Annotated in this window: 15 protein-coding genes; 6 read left to right on the plus strand and 9 right to left on the minus strand. The window is 68.1% G+C overall.

Annotated features, from left to right (window positions below):
• Nucleotides 1-27: 27 nt before the first annotated feature.
• Nucleotides 28-573 carry a methyltransferase family protein gene (locus tag ASF98_RS10765; protein ID WP_082506793.1) on the minus strand — a complete coding sequence of 182 codons (546 nt, stop codon included), beginning with the start codon at nt 571-573 and terminating at the stop codon, nt 28-30.
• Nucleotides 574-657: 84 nt separating this feature from the next.
• Nucleotides 658-1,260: a LysE/ArgO family amino acid transporter gene (locus ASF98_RS10770; RefSeq protein WP_055801326.1), complete on the minus strand. Its 603-nt coding sequence runs from the start codon at nt 1,258-1,260 to the stop codon at nt 658-660.
• A gap of 69 nt (nt 1,261-1,329) precedes the next feature.
• Between ASF98_RS10770 and ASF98_RS10775 the strand changes: the two genes are divergently transcribed.
• From ASF98_RS10775 to ASF98_RS10790, 4 genes are all read left to right on the plus strand, one after another.
• Nucleotides 1,330-2,229 (plus strand): ArgP/LysG family DNA-binding transcriptional regulator, encoded by a 900-nt coding sequence (locus ASF98_RS10775; protein WP_055801329.1) that lies wholly within the window; start codon nt 1,330-1,332, stop codon nt 2,227-2,229.
• A 109-nt stretch (nt 2,230-2,338) separates the two neighbouring features.
• Nucleotides 2,339-3,295, plus strand: coding sequence for a DMT family transporter (locus ASF98_RS10780; RefSeq protein WP_055801333.1), 957 nt, complete (start codon nt 2,339-2,341; stop codon nt 3,293-3,295).
• 9 nt (nt 3,296-3,304) lie between these two features.
• A complete protein-coding gene (locus tag ASF98_RS10785) occupies nt 3,305-3,733 on the plus strand; it encodes a metallopeptidase family protein (RefSeq protein WP_055801335.1) in 429 nt (142 codons plus the stop codon).
• Between the two features lie 14 nt (nt 3,734-3,747).
• Nucleotides 3,748-4,674: a cation diffusion facilitator family transporter gene (locus ASF98_RS10790; RefSeq protein WP_055801337.1), complete on the plus strand. Its 927-nt coding sequence runs from the start codon at nt 3,748-3,750 to the stop codon at nt 4,672-4,674.
• Between the two features lie 55 nt (nt 4,675-4,729).
• On the opposite strand, the gene ASF98_RS10795 is transcribed toward ASF98_RS10790, so the two are convergent.
• A complete protein-coding gene (locus tag ASF98_RS10795; RefSeq protein ID WP_055801341.1) occupies nt 4,730-6,397 on the minus strand; it encodes an S-layer homology domain-containing protein in 1,668 nt (555 codons plus the stop codon).
• 297 nt (nt 6,398-6,694) lie between these two features.
• Between ASF98_RS10795 and ASF98_RS10800 the strand changes: the two genes are divergently transcribed.
• Nucleotides 6,695-8,140, plus strand: a complete 1,446-nt coding sequence (locus ASF98_RS10800; protein ID WP_055801344.1) for a C40 family peptidase — start codon at nt 6,695-6,697, stop codon at nt 8,138-8,140.
• Here the strand turns inward: ASF98_RS10800 and ASF98_RS10805 are convergent.
• From ASF98_RS10805 to ASF98_RS10825, 5 genes are all read right to left on the minus strand, one after another.
• Nucleotides 8,137-8,982, minus strand: a complete 846-nt coding sequence (locus ASF98_RS10805) for an ABC transporter permease (RefSeq protein ID WP_055801347.1) — start codon at nt 8,980-8,982, stop codon at nt 8,137-8,139. The two genes, ASF98_RS10800 and ASF98_RS10805, sit on opposite strands and share 4 nt — an antisense overlap.
• Nucleotides 8,983-8,986: 4 nt before the next feature.
• Complete coding sequence (locus ASF98_RS10810) at nt 8,987-10,009, minus strand: ABC transporter ATP-binding protein (RefSeq protein ID WP_055801349.1); 1,023 nt, start codon at nt 10,007-10,009, stop codon at nt 8,987-8,989.
• Nucleotides 10,006-11,220, minus strand: coding sequence for a LolA family protein (locus tag ASF98_RS10815; protein WP_055801352.1), 1,215 nt, complete (start codon nt 11,218-11,220; stop codon nt 10,006-10,008). Before ASF98_RS10815 ends, ASF98_RS10810 begins: the two co-directional genes overlap by 4 nt.
• Nucleotides 11,221-11,323: 103 nt before the next feature.
• A complete protein-coding gene (locus tag ASF98_RS10820; RefSeq protein ID WP_200939351.1) occupies nt 11,324-13,975 on the minus strand; it encodes a PEP/pyruvate-binding domain-containing protein in 2,652 nt (883 codons plus the stop codon).
• Nucleotides 13,976-14,123: 148 nt separating this feature from the next.
• On the minus strand, nt 14,124-15,155 hold the full coding sequence (locus ASF98_RS10825; protein ID WP_055801358.1) for a universal stress protein: 1,032 nt from the start codon (nt 15,153-15,155) through the stop codon (nt 14,124-14,126).
• Between the two features lie 473 nt (nt 15,156-15,628).
• Here ASF98_RS10825 and ASF98_RS10830 point away from each other — a divergent pair, with 473 nt between their 5' ends.
• The gene (locus ASF98_RS10830; protein WP_055801361.1) at nt 15,629-16,261 is read left to right on the plus strand and encodes an FAD-dependent monooxygenase; all 633 of its coding nucleotides are present in this window, start codon (nt 15,629-15,631) and stop codon (nt 16,259-16,261) included.
• On the opposite strand, the gene ASF98_RS10835 is transcribed toward ASF98_RS10830, so the two are convergent.
• Complete coding sequence (locus ASF98_RS10835) at nt 16,258-16,908, minus strand: copper resistance CopC family protein (protein WP_055801363.1); 651 nt, start codon at nt 16,906-16,908, stop codon at nt 16,258-16,260. The two genes, ASF98_RS10830 and ASF98_RS10835, sit on opposite strands and share 4 nt — an antisense overlap.
• Nucleotides 16,909-16,943: the final 35 nt, after the last annotated feature.

Raw genomic sequence — 16,943 nt, forward strand, 5'->3', positions numbered from 1 at the left:
CCAGGACCTTGGCTCCCGGCCGGGGCCTCAACTCCGGGATGGCTCCGGACCCTGCGGCCGCCACGGTGTGAGCCGGGGCAGCCAGCGCGGAACGTTCCGGCGGTACTCCTCGTATTCGGCACCGAACTTCCGGGCCAGGACCGGCTCCTCGTAAAGCCTGACGAACGCCACAACCGGAACGGCGCCGACGGCCAGGGCCACGAGGAGCTTCGGCTGGCCCAGCAGGAGCCCCTGCCCTGCGACGGCTGCGGCAATGGCCACATACATCGGATTCCGCACGTAACGGTAGAGTCCGCCCACCACCAGATGCTTGGGCGGGGCAAAGGGTGCAGGGGTCCCGAGGCCCTCCACGGCAAAATGCACAAAGGAGTTCGCGATCACCGCCGCCCCTGCACCGATCAACAGGGCGCCCGTGACCTGGGCAGGCACTCCGCCGGGGACCGGCGCCGCCACTTCCCAGCGGGTCAGGAGCCACGGAACCACGCCGGCCACCGTCGCGGGGGCAACGGCGAAGGCCGCCGTGCCGATCGCGGCCCGCTTTCTGTCACGGGCCGAGGCATCGGATGCTTTCATACCAGCAAGCGTGAACCCGCCGTGTTGAGCGGACAAGGGCCGACCGGCCCCCGACGTTCCGGCGGCACGGTAACGGGGGCGGAATCAGGCGACCAGCAGGATTGCCATCGTCACCATGACGGCGGCGATGACGGCGTCGAGAATGCGCCAGGCACTGCGGCGACGGAACACCGGAGCAAGGAACCGCGCACCAACGCCCAGGGCGGTGAACCAGGCGATGCTGGCCAGCCCCGCGCCGGCCGCAAACCACCACCGGCCGTCCGGGCCGTGCGTGCTGGCCAGTGACCCGAGGAGCAGCACAGTGTCCAGACACACATGCGGGTTCAGCCAGGTGAAAGCCAGTCCGGTTCCGAGGACAGCGACCCAGCCGGCAGCCTGACCTGTTCCGAGCTGTCCAAGCGCCTGTCCGCGGATGGCCCGCCAGGCGGCGAAGGCACCATAGGCCGCCAGGAAGGCAGCCCCGGCCCAGCGCACCACCTCCAGCACGGCCGGAGCCTGTTCAATCACGACGCCGATGCCCGCCACGCCCAGCAGGATCAGCACCAGGTCCGAGACGGCGCAGACGGCAATGACGAGGGCGACATGCGAGCGCTGGAGCCCCTGGCGGAGCACGAAGGCATTTTGGGCGCCGATGGCGACGATGAGCGAGAGGCCGCTGGCCAGGCCTGAAAGCACGGGAAGGATCACCCTCCCAACGGTAGGAGGAACCTCAGCATGAAACCAGTTAAACATTCTTCTGATAGATAAGATGAGCTAATGATAGACATTCATCCGGACCAGGCCCGGACGCTTGCAGCCATCGTCGCGAAGGGCAGCTTCGATGCCGCCGCCAGCCATCTGTCAGTTACCTCCTCCGCGGTCAGCCAGCGCATCCGCGCCCTCGAAGTCGCCGTCGGCCGTCCCGTGTTGAGAAGGACCAGGCCGATTGAACTCACGGAGTCCGGCCAGGCCGTGGTGCGGTTCGCCCGGCAGCTGGAGATGCTCTCGGCGGACCTCGCCGATGAACTGCAGCCGGGAAACGCCAACCCGGATACCCGCCTGACCCTCGTGATCAACAGCGACTCGCTGCACACGTGGGCGCTGGCCGGGCTGGCTGCGGTGGCCGGGACGGTCCAGTTGGAAATCCTGCGCGAGGACCAGGATTATTCGCTGGAGCTCCTCCGCAGCGGCGCGGCGGCAGCGGCCATCACGGCCACCGCCAAACCGGCCCCGGGCTGCACGTCCCGCCGGCTCGGCGTCATGCGCTACCTGCCGGTCTGCACGCCGGCCTTTGCCGAGCAGTGGTTCGACGGCGGGGCCGCGTTCGACGGCGCGGGGGCGGCGGAGGCGCTGGCCAAGGCCCCGGTCATCATCTTCGACCGCAAGGACGACCTGCAGGACCGCTATCTGCGGCGGTTCAGCCGGAAGCCCCTCGAGCCGCGGCGCCACTACGTCCCCGCAGCCCACGAGTTCGGCGAGGCCATCCGGCTGGGCATGGGATGGGGCCTTCTTCCCGAGATCGAAATCGGCGACGACCTGGACCGGCGAACGCTGCAGACCCTGGCCGCCAAATCCTTCGTCGACGTCCCGCTGCACTGGCAGCAGTGGCGCTACGGATCGGCCGTGCTGGACGGCGTCGCGGCTGCGATCCAGGACGCGGCCCGCGTGCTGAGGTGACGACCGGCAATAGCGCCCTGCCGGTAGCGGGGCAACTTTGGCAGGATCTCGACTAGACGTGGCCGATTTCCGCCAGCCCCGCCGCCGCGGCGGGGGCTAGATTGGCAGCATGGCTACAACCGCCGCACCCGGCCCCACTCCGTCCGCTGGCCCCCACGAAGGGTCCCCGAACGCTGCCCCCGTACCCGCCCCGGAGAGGACGCCAGTCAACAAACTGGGCGTCGCCGCCGTCGCTATCACGGTGGTCCTCTGGGCCTCCGCCTTCGTGGGCATCCGCGCCGTGGGCCCAAGCTTCTCGCCCGGCCCCCTGACCCTGGGACGGCTGGCGATTGCCGCCGTCGTACTCGGCCTGGTAGTGCTGCCGAAGCTCCGGATGCTGCCCAAGGGCCGGGAATGGTGGCCCATCCTCGCGTACGGTGTCATGTGGTTCGGCGGCTACAACGTGGCCCTCAACGCCGCCGAGCACCTGCTGGACGCCGGCACCGCGGCCCTGCTGATCAACGTCAACCCCATCCTGGTGGCCGTGATGGCCGGCCTTCTCCTCAAGGAGGGCTTTCCCCGCTGGCTGATCATCGGCAGCCTGATAGCGTTCGCCGGCGTCGCGGTGATCGCGCTCAGTTCGGGCCAGCGTTCGACGGCGGATGTGGCCGGTGTGCTGCTCTGCCTCCTGGCCGCTGTGCTCGCCGCCGTCAGCGTGATTGTCCAGAAGCCGGTGTTGAGGAAGTTCCCGGCGGCCCAGGCCACCTGGTTCGGCATCATGGTGGGTGCCGTCTGCTGCCTTCCCTTCAGCGGCCAGCTGGTGGCCGAACTGCAGCAGGCCCCGCTGGCGGCCACCCTCGGGCTGGTCTATCTGGGGATCTTCCCGACGGCGATTGCGTTCACCACGTGGGCGTATGCGCTGTCCCTCATCGATGCCGGAAAACTGGCCGCCACCACCTATCTGGTGCCCGGCACCACCATCCTCATCTCGTGGCTGGTGCTCGGCGAAGTGCCCACCGTGTGGGGCCTGGTGGGCGGCGTGATCTGCCTGGTGGGAGTGGGGCTGACGCGGCGCAGATCCCGCTAGAGTCTTGGTATGCCCGCCAACCTGCCGCCCGGCCTGCCGATCGTCCCGGACGGGGCGGACAACGACGCACCGTTCCCCATGACCGATGAGGACTTCGAATCGGCCGTCAGCGACGCCTTGGACCGGATTCCGCCGGAAGTGGCCAAGGCCATGGACAACGTTGCCGTTTTCATCGAGGACGACTACGTCCCGCAGCCGGGCGAGGACCCGGACACAGTGCTGCTGGGCCTCTACGAAGGCGTGCCGCTGACCGAGCGTGATGCGTGGTGGGGTGCGGGGTCGCTGCCGGACCGCATCACCATCTACCGCCAGCCCATCCTGGAAATCTGTTCGTCCCGGGAAGAGGTGATCCAGGAGGTGGCCATTACCGTGACACACGAGATCGCCCACCACTTCGGCATCAGCGATGAACGGCTGCACGAACTCGGCTGGGACTAGCTAGCCTTGTAGGCATGGGACACGACCACAGCCATTCGCACGGCCTCTCAGCCACTGGCACCGGCAAGCACCGCAAGCGCCTGATCGCCGTCCTCAGCATCACCCTGGCCGTGGTCCTGATCCAGGTCGTCGGAGCCGTGATCTCCGGATCCCTGGCCCTGCTGGCGGACGCCGGCCATATGCTGTCCGATGCCGCCGGTGTGTTCATCGCCCTCCTGGCCGCGTGGATCGCCACCCGGCCCGCCAGCGACCAGCGGACCTATGGGTACCAGCGGGCCGAAGTCCTCGCGGCCCTGGCCAACGCGCTGGTACTGATTGTGATCTCCGTGGTGATCTTTACCGAAGCCATTCGCCGGATCGGTTCGGCACCCGAAGTCCAGACCGACGTAATGCTCTGGGCCGCTGTCCTGGGTGCCGTGGCCAACCTGGTGTCCCTGCTGATCCTTCGCGGCGCCCAGAAGGAAAGCCTGAACGTGCGCGGCGCCTACCTCGAGGTGCTCGGGGACCTGCTGGGTTCGTTCGCCGTCATTGCCGCTGCCGTGGTGATCATGGTGACCGGCTTCCAGACGGCGGACACGGTTGCCTCCATCGTCATCGCCGTGATGATCCTGCCCCGGGCGTGGCACCTGCTCCGCGACGTGGTGGACGTGCTGCTGGAAGCCACTCCCAAGGGCGTTGAAGTCCAGATGATCCGTGAGCACATCCTGTCCGTGCACGGAGTGGTGTCCGTCCACGACATCCACATCTGGACCATCACCTCCGGCGTCCCGGTCTTCTCCGCCCACGTGGTGGTGGAGGATGCTGTACTGAGCGCCCGCGGCGCCGACCAGGTCCTGGACAAGCTCGCCACCTGCCTGGGCTCGCATTTCGACACCGAGCACTGCACTTTCCAACTGGAGCCCGAGAGCCACTCCGAGCACGAGTCCCACCAGCACGCCTGAGGGGTTTGAGCCTTCGGGGTTGTGGTGCCCCTGCCAGGCGGTTCCGCATCCCTGGCTACTGCGGCATGGGCTTGTCCGGGTTGGTGAGCCGGTACAGGAACGCAGCCATGGCCTCACGCGAAACCGGCGCGCCGGGCCGGAAGGTGCCGTCCGGATAGCCTGTGCTGATCCCCGCGGCAGCGGCCCAGCTCACTTCCCGGTGGAAGGGGTCGCCGGGACGGACGTCGCCAAACGGCGGGGTGGCGGGCGCGGCGTAGACGGGCGCCGCGTTCAAGGATGTGGCGTACCGGTAGAGAAACGCGGCCATGGCTTCGCGCGAAACCGGCGACCGGGGGCGGAACGTGCCGTCGGAGTAGCCGGTGGTGATGCCCTGGCCGGCCAGCCAGGTGACTTCTTTATAGAACATGTCCCCGGGCGCCAGGTCCGTGAACGGGGAGACGGCAGGCGGAACAAACCAAGCCGGGGATCCTGCCTTCCGGAACAGGAAGGCGGCCATGGCGTCGCGTTGAACGCTGTCCAGGGGCCGGAACGAGCCGTCCGGGTATCCGGTGCTGATCCCCGAGTTCGAGAGCCAGCTGACCTCGTGGAAGAACTGGGCACCTGCGGGGACGTCGGTGAATGCCTGCCGGCCGTTTTGGGTCAGGTCAATGCGCGAGACCGCTGAACCGCCGTGGACGATGAAGAGGGCTGAGCCATCGCGGGTGACCACAATGCCCACGGGCGCCCACCCCGCCGGGAATGTCGCGGATACCGATCTGGTGGCGGTGTCGACGACGGCGACGTGCCCATAGACGCCGTAGACAGTGACGTATGCCGTGCGCGCATCCGGGCTGAACGCCACGTCGGTGGCATGGCCCGCAACCGGGATTGAGTGTTGTTCCATGGTGGCGACATCGATGATCATGAGGCCCTTCGGGTTGACCGCTTCCGTGCTTGGGCATCCGGTGGTGAACAACTGAGAGCCGGAGGGGTTCAAGGTCAGGCCGTAGAGTGCCCCGCAGAGCTCAGCCAAGCCTGTTTCGATGGTTTCAATGACCTTTTTCTCTCCGACAGAAACAACGAAGATCTTGGACGAAACCTGATCCGCTATGTACAAGGTGCTGCTGTCGGGACTCACCGTGACTGCGGACGGGTAGCCGGGAATCGGGACCGTGGCAGCAACGGCATTGGAGGCTGTATCGATGAAAGTAACGCTTCGCCCTTGGTAGGCAGCAGCGTACAGCATGTCCCCATCCGGTGACAGCGCCAAGTGCGCCGCGCCACGGTCAGTTTCGATGCTGGCCGTCACGGTGTTGGTGCGGGTGTCCACGACTTGGATGAAGCTGGCAGTACTCGGGTTGCGCGGTCTTCCGGTAACGCCACTATTGGCAACATAGAGCCTCGAACCGTCATCACTGAGCACGACTCCGGTGGTGCCTACGACACCCGGGACGGTAGCTTGAACGGCGCCAGTGGAAGCATCCTGGACGGTGACGTTGCCCGGGCTCCCTATCACGGAATGTGAGACGTACAGCGTGGTTCCTGACGGGCTCACCGCCAGCGACGGAGCGAACCTGGTCTTTCCCGCGGCCGGAAACGACGCCGACACCCAGTAGCCGGAGGTCGACGCCGTCATCGGGGCGGGAGCGCCGAGCACTACCATCATCAGGGCGAGCAGGACAGCGATGCCGGACCTGCCCCTCCCGTGCCTGGCGGAAAGTATTTGGCCGCGGCGCTGTTGCATGAGAAATCCCCTCGCCCGAACGGATCAGGCCCCCAATCTGTTCACGGTACGGCGGGCCTTCAATCGGTCGCTAGCGTGGCGACTACTTGTTAAGTCCTCTCCCGACACGCCGACCGGAAATGCGACGGAATCACACTGTTGTTGTTTATGTTATTGATGTGATCAGTGTTGCCAAAGTTGCAACTGGCCACGTAGCCTCGGGAGTGCTGACTCTCCGCAGCGGGGCATTCCCTGTGAAAATCACGGGTGAAACTCAATTCCTCGCGCGCTCCAGCCTGACTGTTGCGAGGTTACTTGATGGGTTTGACCGGATCCGGCCGCAAAGCGGCTGTGCTGTGCACCGCCGTCGTACTCCTCGGATCCCTCGCCCTGCCCGCCGGTGCGGCCCCGCTGACGGGCGCCGCAGTGCCCGCTCTGAGCGTTCCGGCATCACCGGAGATTCCCTCGCCAGAGGAGATCGCGGCCGCCAAAGCCAGTGAAAGCGCGACGGCGGACCAGGTCACCAGAATCGACCGGATCCTGGCCGACGCCGCCTCAGCCCAAGAGGCCAGCTTCGCCGCGGCCATGCAGGCCAACAATGCCTACGGTGATGCCCTGGTCACGCTCGGGATCCGCCGCGATGCCGCCGCACTCGCCTCGGCGAAGGCCGTATCCGCCCAGGCCGAACAGGCAAAGACCCGCAAGCAGGTGGGACAGCTGGCCGGGGACCTCTACCGCAACGGCGGACTCAATCCTGCACTGAGCACTTTTGTCAGCGGAAACGGCGAAGTGCTGAAGCAGGCCGCCACCCTCGAAGCCATTTCCGCGAGCCGGAGCCGGGCATTTGAGGCGGCCGACAACGCTGCCTCGGCCGCCCAGTCACTAACTGCCGCGGCGGAGGACGCCAACCGTGCCGCTGACGACGCCGCCAGGTCCGCCGAAGACCGCAAGGTTGAAGCCGAACGCGCTAACGCGGCCCAGGCGAAGGCAGTCTCCGAGGCGAAGGCCCAGCGCACCGTGCTCGTGGACCAACTGGCAAGCCTCAAGAACACCACGGTGGCACTCGAATCAGCCAGGGTTGATGCCCTGGACCACCAGCGTGCCCAGGAACGGCTGGCTGCCGTCACCGCCGCAGCAGCTTCCCAGGCTGCGGCCCAGGCGGAAGCAGCACCCAACAGCCCGGCCCCGGGTGCCCCCGCACCCGCACCGGATGCCCCCGCGGCACCCACGCCGGCCAACCCCGCGCCCGCGAATCCGGCCCCGCCCGCACCCGGTCCGCCCGCGCCCGTGGTCCCCGCACCGGCCGAACCCGCGCCCGTGGTCCCGGCTCCGGCCGTCCCGGCTCCGGCACCCGCACCTGTTCCCGCACCGTCTCCCGCGCCGTCTCCGGGTGGCTCCAACCAGACGGCCATTTCGGTGGCGCTGGGCAAGGTGGGCTCTCCCTACTTCTACAAGTACGGCGGCTCCGGACCGCTCGGCTTCGACTGTTCCGGGCTGGTGCAGAACGCCTTCGCTGCGGCCGGCAAGTACCTTCCGCGCACGGCGGCCCAGCAGTACGCGCAGGCGCCCGTGCACGTGCCGCTTTCCCAGGCGCAGCCCGGTGACCTCCTGGTCTGGGGGTCGGCCCCCGATTTCTACCACGTGGCCATCTACCTTGGCGGCGGACGCGTGGTCCAGGCCCTGAGCCCGGACGACGGCATCACGGTCACGGACCTGACATGGATGGCCGGAATGCAGCTCCACCCGACCGTTGCCCGGTACTAGGACAAAACGTCCTTCGTGACGAACCGGCCGTAGGCGAGCGCCCCGAAGACCGCAATGTACCCGGCCTGCAGCAGCGCATTGCTGCCAAAGGAATCCCAGGCAATCGGCTGGCGCAGCAGGTCCGCAAAACCGAACCAGTAGTGGCTGAACAGCCAGGGGTGAAGCCATTCCAGCTGGGGCAGCTCACCCATCACCTGTGACACCACGGACGCCACGATGGTGGCCGCCATGGCGCCCACCGGAACATCGGTCAGCGTGGAGAGGAACAGCCCGACGGCGGACAACCCCAGCAGCGACACGGTCAGGTACGCCGCCACGAGCAGGAGGCGAACCACTGCCTCCCCCGGGGTGATCACGTCGCCGGACAGCAGCGTCACAGGCCCCACCGGAAACAGCGCCGCACCGATGCCTGCCCCCGCCAGCGCCACCACCAGCGGGGCGACGACGCAGAACGCGGCAGCGCCTGCATATTTGACCAGCAGCAGCCGCACGCGGCCGGCTGGCGCCACGAGGAGGTAGCGCAAGGTCCCTAGGCCGGCTTCGCCAGCGATCGTATCCCCGGCCACCACTCCCACGGTGAGCGGCAGGAACAGCGGCACGCACACCAGCGACGCCGTTACCCCCACAAACAGCCCGTTCTGGGTGATCCTGTCCAGGAAGGCAGGTCCACGGCCGGGTGGAACGGCCGAGGACACGCGGACGGCGATGGCCATCAGGACCGGCACGGCCGCGAGCGCCAGCAGCATGGCCCAGGTCCGGCGCCGGCGGAACAGGACGCTCAGTTCGGAGGCCAGCAGAGGCCAGCCGGAGGATGCTCGTGCAGCTAGCTCCTGCGTTGCCATATCCCTATTGGGCAATGTCGAACCCCTCCCCCGTCAGCGCCACAAAGCGGTCCTCCAGGCTGCCCTGCTCCACAGCGAAGCCGCGGACCCGCACACCGGCCGCCACCATGGCGGCAACCACGGCCTCCGGCTCCACAGCATCCCCCGGCTGCCGTGCGTCTCCAGCCTGCCCGCCGTCGCCGGTCTGCCCGCCGTCGCCGGTCTGCCGGCTGTCGCCGTAAACCAGCGCGCCGTTGCTCCGTCCGCCCATGGGCGTCATTCCCAACCTGGCGAAAACGCCCTCGGCCAGGCCGGCGTCGGGTGTTACCAGGCGGATCCGGACCTTGCCCTCGTCCCGCAGTTCAGCGAGCGTTCCCTGCGCCACCAGCCGGCCCGCGCTCATGACCGCCGCGTGGGTGCAGATCTGCTCCACTTCCGCCAGCAGGTGGCTGGAGACGAAAACCGTGGCGCCGTCGGCCGCGAGGGAGCGGACCAGGGAGCGCACCTCGCGGGTGCCCTGGGGATCCAGGCCGTTGGTGGGCTCATCGAGCACCAGCAGTTCCCGGGGCGAGAGAAGCGCATTGGCGATGCCCAGGCGCTGCTTCATGCCGAGCGAATACGCGCGGACTTTCTTCCCGGCGGCGTGCGTCAGGCCCACACGTTCCAGCGCGGCCTCCACCCGGGAACGCCGTGTGGACTGTACCGCGTAGGGGTCCGCCGCATCGAGGCGCCGAAGATTGGCCGCCCCGGACAGGAACGGGTAGAACGCGGGACCTTCCACCAGTGCGCCCACGCGCGGCAGGACGTCGTGGAAGCGCTCCGGCATCTCCAGCCCCAGCACGCTGACCGACCCGTCCGTGGCCCCGGCGAGGCCCAGCATCATGCGTATGGTGGTGGTTTTGCCGGAGCCATTCGGGCCCAGGAAACCGAACACCGAACCCCTCGGGACGGCCAGGTTGACGCCGTCCACGGCCAGCTGATGGCCGAACCGTTTGCTGAGGCCACGCGTCTCTATGGCCAGCTCTGCGCTCCGTCCCGCGGCGGTCACCTCGCGGCTGCAGCGGTCAGCAGGCGCTCCGCGGGAACAGACCCGGCGAAAACACGCCCGTCATCGGTGAACAGCACATTTACGACGGCGGTGCTGAACAGCCGTCCGCCCGGCACCGCAACAGCGGCCTGCTGAAGCAGCGGATCGCTGGACATCATCGCACCAGCCTCCGCAGATGCAGCGCTGGCGGGGAATTCGACCACGCTCTCCCAGCCGGTACCGGTCACCGTGGGCCGCACCTCGACAGCATCCGGCGCGACAGCATCCGGCGCAACAGCATCCGGCGCCACAGACTCCGGGGCCACGGCGTCGGGAACCACGGACTCCGGAACCGCAGGGTCAGGAACCACGCCGCCTTCCGTACTGTGTCCGGGCCGGCTTCCCGTTCCGTGGGCCGGCACTTCGACTTCCTTGACGGTAGCCCCCGGCGGCGGGCTAAAGGCGAACAGGGAGGCGTCCGGCGCTTCGAGTGAGAGGCTGGTGAACGCCAGCTTGAAGGCCGGTTCGCTCTGGCCCCGGGCCTTCAGTTCGACACTCAGCGGCAGGCCGCTCTGGCCGTCAACTGCGATGGCCACCGAAGCGATCAGGGTGCCTTCCGTCCGCGGCGTAACCACCAGGTTGTAAGCGGCCCGGCCCGCAACGTTAACCTCCGGAAGCACTGAAATCTCAGTGGCGGGGTCCGCGGCCGCAAGGAACCGCCCGGCCAGGTCCTCCGGCGTCGGCATCACGCCATCCATGCCCGCACCGGGATGCTTGTACTGGCCGACATCCTCATGACGGCCTGCATCGGCGGGGAGTGTCAGGTGAGTGGCGGTGTTGTCCCTGGAGCTGTACAGCCACACCTGGTCCCCGCTGCGCACGGCATTGCGTTCAGCGAGGCGGTCCAGGACCTGGACCCGCATCTTGCTGGTTCCGTCCACGAAGACACGGGCCGTGTGCGGGCCGCTCAGTAGCTCCAGCGCGGCGGCGGCGCCGCTGCTTGACGTGGGGCCGGCTTTGGGGATCTCGGGCAGGCCGATTTCGGAGGTTTGCTCCAGCGTCCCGGAGAGGGACGGAGCAGCGTGCTGCGCCATCAGCGCCAGGACCTCTTGCGGCGTTTTGGCGGGCAACGGGTCCCCGGCGCTTGCCGGCAAGGACCCCGCCAGCGCAGCGGCGGCAATAACGGCTGGCACGGCGGCGGCGGGCATCCACCGCAGCCACTTTCTGGTCATGACAACTCCGCTCCAACATTGCAGCTTATTGATTCCAGAGTACGCTTCGGACCCGCCCGCTACACCCCTTGGGGCGACGCCGTCCTGCGTTTACCGGGGCGGATCAGCCCGCCGCCGGCGCGACGGTGCCGGCCCCGCCGTCGAGCGTTATCAGCTGCCCGGTGCTGATGGCCGAGGTGGCGTCCGGGACGCCCACTATGGCGGGAATTCCGTACTCACGGGCCACCACCGCGCCGTGGGAATTGGGGCCGCCCATTTCCATCACAAGCCCGCCGGCGGTGAGGAACAAGGGCGTCCACCCCGGATCCGTTGACGGAGCCACCAAAATTTCACCGGGCTCCAATACGGCGCCCTGCGGGTCCAGGATGACGCGCGCCCGGGCAGTGACGGTTCCGGCCGATGCCGGCGTACCGGACAGGACTCCGGCTGCCGTGCCGGTGGCGGCAGCGTGCAGCGCCTCGGGTTCCGTTCCGTCCGAAAGCAGCACCCGGGGAATGCGACGGCGGCCCATTTCGGCGTCGTAGGCCTCCCGGCGCTCCGCCACGGTCCCCCGCAGCGACTCCCCCGCAAGGCCCCGGTGCGCTTCGGCGAAGTCGAGGAAAAAGATGTCGTCGGCCTCGGCGATCCGGCCTGCCGCGGCCAGTTCCTCCCCCACCGCCGTCAGCAGTTTCCGCACCGAAGCCAGGCCTTCGACAATGTGGTATTTCGGCAGTTCGCGCAGTCCGGCGAACAGCCGGGTCCGCCTCAGCGCGCCCCGCACCACGCGGGCCCGCAGCCTGCCGGCCGGACCGCCTTTGCTCCCGGCGATGGCTGTCAGCCTCTCGATCTGGGCCTCCGCCTCGCGTGCGGCGTTGGCGAACTGCCGGTCCGGCGCCAGCGCGGGATCGTCGAGTTTGAGGTAGTTCGCCAGGACTCCCAGGATGTGCGCGGGGTCGTCTGACCAGCGGGGCATGCCGAGGTCGATTTCCGCCACGGCCCGGTGGCCGTACCGTGCCAGGAAGCCCGCCAGTCCGGATTGCACGACGCCGGGAAGTCCGCCGGAGCGGTACTGCCGCGCCAATTCAGTCGGAGAGGCTCCCTCAAAAACGGCGGCGGCGCCGGCGTGGGAGCGGATGTCCGTGGCCAGCTGCCAGAGGGCAAGGTCCATTTCGGTGGTCACATTGTTGGGGAGACCCCGGAGCACGCCCTGCAGCGCGCCGGACTCGGCGCCCTGCCCGGCCAGCTTCCCGGCGACTGCCAGCAGCCCGAACCCCAGGGCGGGCAGCGGCATCACCGCTGGAACGATGTGGAAGAGCCTCTCGCCGAGGATGCGTTCGGCCTGGTCCAGCCGTTCCGCCGGCGTGGCCGTGGCCGGGACCACGAGGGCAGCCCGGAACCGCGCGCCGAATCTGTCCACACGCTGAAGCGCCGCTTCCGGTCGAAGCAGCGCCCGGAGGAACGACTCCGGAACCCTGGCCTTCGCCGCCAGCGGAACAACATGCCGGAGGAGCGGCCACGGCGACCTGAGCGTGACCGAGAACCTCGGGTCAGCAAACAGCCGGCGGAGTACCGTGGCGGATCTGGCCTCCATAATGTCGAAAACACGGGGCACAATGGCGCGGCCCACGCTGCTGCGGACCACCGGGGTGAGGTCGACGAAGAGGCGCTGCCCTGCCTGCCGGAACGGGGCCGGGCCGTTGCGCGGTTCGGGCACGTCGAAGCCGGCCGCACGCGCCACGGAGGACGCGATCATCCGGAAGGCGGCCATCCCCATCGGGGTGAGGGGGCGGGTCAGCCCCTGGGCAAGGCTGAAGCACAGGAAGACGCGCGCACCCTCGGGCACCTGCAGGTCGGGGCGCGGATCCGGCAGGGGATACAGCGTGGTGATGGGCCGGGACTGCACCAGGAAGAGCTTGTCCGCGGCGTCGATGGCCCATTCGATGTCCTGCGGCGCCCCGTAGTGCCGTTCCACCCTGCTGCCCAGGGCGGCCAGGTCCCGGATCTGGCCGTCGCTGAGGGCAGGGACGGAATCCGGGACAAGGTTGATCCGCTCGGTACCACCTCCGGCGAGCGGCCTGATGGCTAGCCCCTTATCCCCCTTCCGCCGTTCCAGGATCTCCTTGGTGGCCGTGTCCACCACGAAGTGGTCCGGATTCACGGCTCCCGAAACCACCGCCTCGCCCAACCCGGGACTGGCATCGATCACGGCCTCAAGCCGCCGTCCCGTGACCGGGTTCGCCGTGAACAGGACACCCGCCACCTCGGCATCCACCATGGTCTGGACTACCACCGCCAACGCCACTGTGGACGGGCTGATCCCGTGGGTGGCCCGATAGGTCACTGCCCGGTCCGTCCACAGCGACGCCCAGCACTTCCGGACGGCGGCCAGAACGGAGTCAGCGCCCACCACATTCAAATAGGTGTCCTGTTGCCCCGCGAAGCTCGCGAGCGGCAGGTCCTCGGCCGTCGCCGACGACCTCACGGCCACCGGAACGTCCGTGCCCAGCGCGGCGTAGGATTCCCTGACGGCGTCGGCAATCTCCGGCGGAACGTCCACGCCGAGGATGAGCTCGCGCGCCCGGGCCGCCAGCGCGGCCAGGCCCGCGAGGTCGTTGGTCCCGGTAGCGGCGAGGGCGGCGTGCACGTCTTCGAGTCCCGCGGGGCCCACCGCCCGCCGGTAGGCCTCCGTGGTCAGGCAAAAGCCGGGTGGCACGGGGAGCCCGGCCCCCATGGTTTCGCCCAGGTTGGCCGCCTTGCCGCCCACCCGGGCCAGCATTCCGGCGTTGATCAGCTCCAGCCCCAGCACAAGGCCGTCCGCGGAAACGTCCTGAGTGCTGCCCTGGGTCACCGCTGGCCTCCTGGTGTGTTCGCCCGGCCTGGTGTGGGTGCTCCCGGCCGGCCGTCTCGAGGGTCGGAAGGGCGGGCTACGCTGCGCCGAGCATGGGCCCGAAGCTGGCGCGGTCGGCGAGCCGCGGGTCGTCCCGGTCCGGAACCACCAGCACCGGCCCCTTGGCATGGTGAAGGATGCCGTCCGACGTCGACCCCAAGAGCATTCCGGTGAAGCCGCCACGGCCACGGGTTCCCACTACCACCAGCTCCACGTGCCGGCTGGCTTCCACCAGGACCTCGACAGGGGAACCGTCCACGAGCTGGGTCTCCACGGTCAGCTTGGGGTAGTGGCTCTTCAGCCACGCAACGCCGGCTTCGAGCTGCACCCTGATGTCCGCGAACAACGCTTCCCTGTCCATTGGCGCGGGGACCCACGCCAGCGAACCACTGTACTGCGGCACGGCGCACACAACGCGGAGCGGGGCACCGAGTCGTTCGGCCTGGTCAGCAGCCTCCAGAACGGCGACGCGGGCCTGTTCGGAGCCGTCAACGCCCACCACAACAACGTGTTCCACCGGCTGGCTGCCGGACTTGGCCCGTTCGGCTTTGACGTGTTTGTCATCCGTGGTCTCGCCCAGGCGGTCCGCGCAGATCAGCGGCACGGTGACCGTGGGGCACTTGGCGTGTGCTGGCAGGGCGCTGCTGACGGATCCGAGCAGCCTGCCTACGAAGCCGCCCCGCCCGCGGGTGCCGAACACCAGCAGTTCCGCGGATTCGGACATCTCCAGCAGCACTCCGGAGGCGTCGCCGTTTTCCACGGACGCGTCAACGTCGATGTCGTACGGGGCCACCTTATCCAGCGCCTGCTTCAGGATGGCCTCGGCACCCTCGCGGATCACCGAGTCGTCAACAGTGGCATAGCCGCCGTCCAAGCCGGACGCCGCGAAGATCGGCACGGAGTATGCGGTAACGATGTGCAGGGGGCGGCGGCGGCGCTCAGCTTCACGTGCGGCCCAGACGAGGGCGCACTGGCTATGGTCGGAGCCGTCCACACCCACAACGATCCCCTCGGGGGCGGCAGAACCGCCGTCGTCATCCCTTGACGGGTGCACCTGATCTCGGCCCATGGGGTCCGCCTCCTCGCGATACTGCCTGATGTTGCCGCTATTCTGCCAGAAGTGGCCGCCCGCCGGGCGAACCGGGCGTCAGGGGCTGATTCTGGCCGAATAATCGCTCCTTTAGACCACTATTCTCGGTTGGCGAACGCTAAGCAAGCGGCCCTCAGTCCGGCCGCCAAAGGCTTTCGGAGAGGCTGTGGACACCCAAGCCAGCTACCACTTTTTACAGCGCTGAAACATAAAGATCCCACCTCCCATGAGGGAAATTACAAGTGTGAGATTGTTGGGATAGCCAATGTCCGGCAAGGGCTATCCAGAGCTCCAAAAGTTCTGTAATGTCGAGGCGTTGCGAATCTGAGATACGTGTTTCAGAACACATTTCCAGCTTCAGGCGCGGCGGCCGGACTTTGGGGGTTACGGAAAGTACAGGGGAACCAGACCTGCACAGCGAACCATTCGAGGAGGAACGAGCAGTGTCGAGCATGCCAATTTATGGTGGAACCGAGCAGACCACCACGGTGATCATCGGCTCAGGGCTTCCGGGCCTGGCAATTGCCAGCGAGCTCCGGCGGCGCGGCGTGGACTCTATCACCGTGGATGCGCTCGAAACCCTGGGCGGAATCCAGTCCGCCAATACCGTGTCACTGCCCCGCTGTGACGCGCCGAATTCAGCCACCATGCAGGAACGGAACGAAATCCTCCGGCACCTGAGGAACTACGCCAGCAGCCACAACCTGGACATCCGCAACAACACCCGTGCCGTCCAGTTGAACCTGCTGGGCACCGGGCTCTCCCAGCCGCCCGTGCACCAGTGGGCAGTCCACACGCCCGACGGCATCCTGCTGGCCCACCACATTGTCCTGACCCGCGGTGCGCACAGCCAGCTGCGCCGCATGCTCGCCGACTTTGGGCTGGCCCTGGGGCAGAGCCTGGGCGCCGCCATGCGGGCCATCGGAATCTACCTCGTCGGCGTCGGGGAACTCATCACGCCCACGCCCAAGGAAGTACTCCGCCAGGCCAAAGTTGTGGGGCAGGCGATTTCCGCGAAGGTCTACCCGGACAGTGTCCCTTCAGTGCTCACGGGAAGCTTCGCCGCGCTGCCGCCTCCGGCTTAGCTGAGGTCGCTGTCCGCGGAGGTGTCGCTGTCGTTGTTCTTGAGGTTCCGCTTCGCCAGCACGCCGAGCGCCACAAGGATGCCCAGGGCGGTTCCGGCGAACAGCACCAGGCTCCAGGGGAACGGCTCCGACGCGTCCGGCGCGGGCTCAGGGACCGTGGGGGTGGTGCCGGGCTGTGCGGTGCCTGCCGACGGGACCTGACCCGCTGTCTGGCCCGCCGGCGTCGAGCTGCCCGGCGCCGGACTGGCAGAGCCGGAACCCGCCGCTGCGGCGGTGGCCGTGAAACTGAATGTGCCCTCAATAGGGTGCGAATCGGAACTGACCACGCGCCACACCACGGTGAACTTCCCGGCCGGGGCGCCCGCGCGGAGCTTCTGCGACGCCACGTTGTCCACGATCTCCACCGGGCCATCCGCCCAGTTCGCGCCTGCCGCATCCTTCACCTGGATCTGCGAGCCGAGGGCCAGCGGGTCCTTGTTGAAGGTCACCGAAACCTTCTCCGGCGGAGTGGCAACCGTGGACCCCTGGGCCGGGCTGCTGGACTCCGCGGCATCGTGGGCAGAGGCGGGGGCCGCTGCGGACAGCACTGCGGCCGCGAAAATCAGTGCCCCGATAAGGGCGCTCAGCAGGTGGCGGATGGAACGCATGCGGGGCTACTCCTGTGTGTTGGCTTCCTTACAGA

Origin of the sequence: Arthrobacter sp. Leaf337 (assembly GCF_001423745.1) — a bacterium.
In the GTDB taxonomy this organism is placed as follows: Bacteria; Actinomycetota; Actinomycetes; order Actinomycetales; family Micrococcaceae; genus Arthrobacter.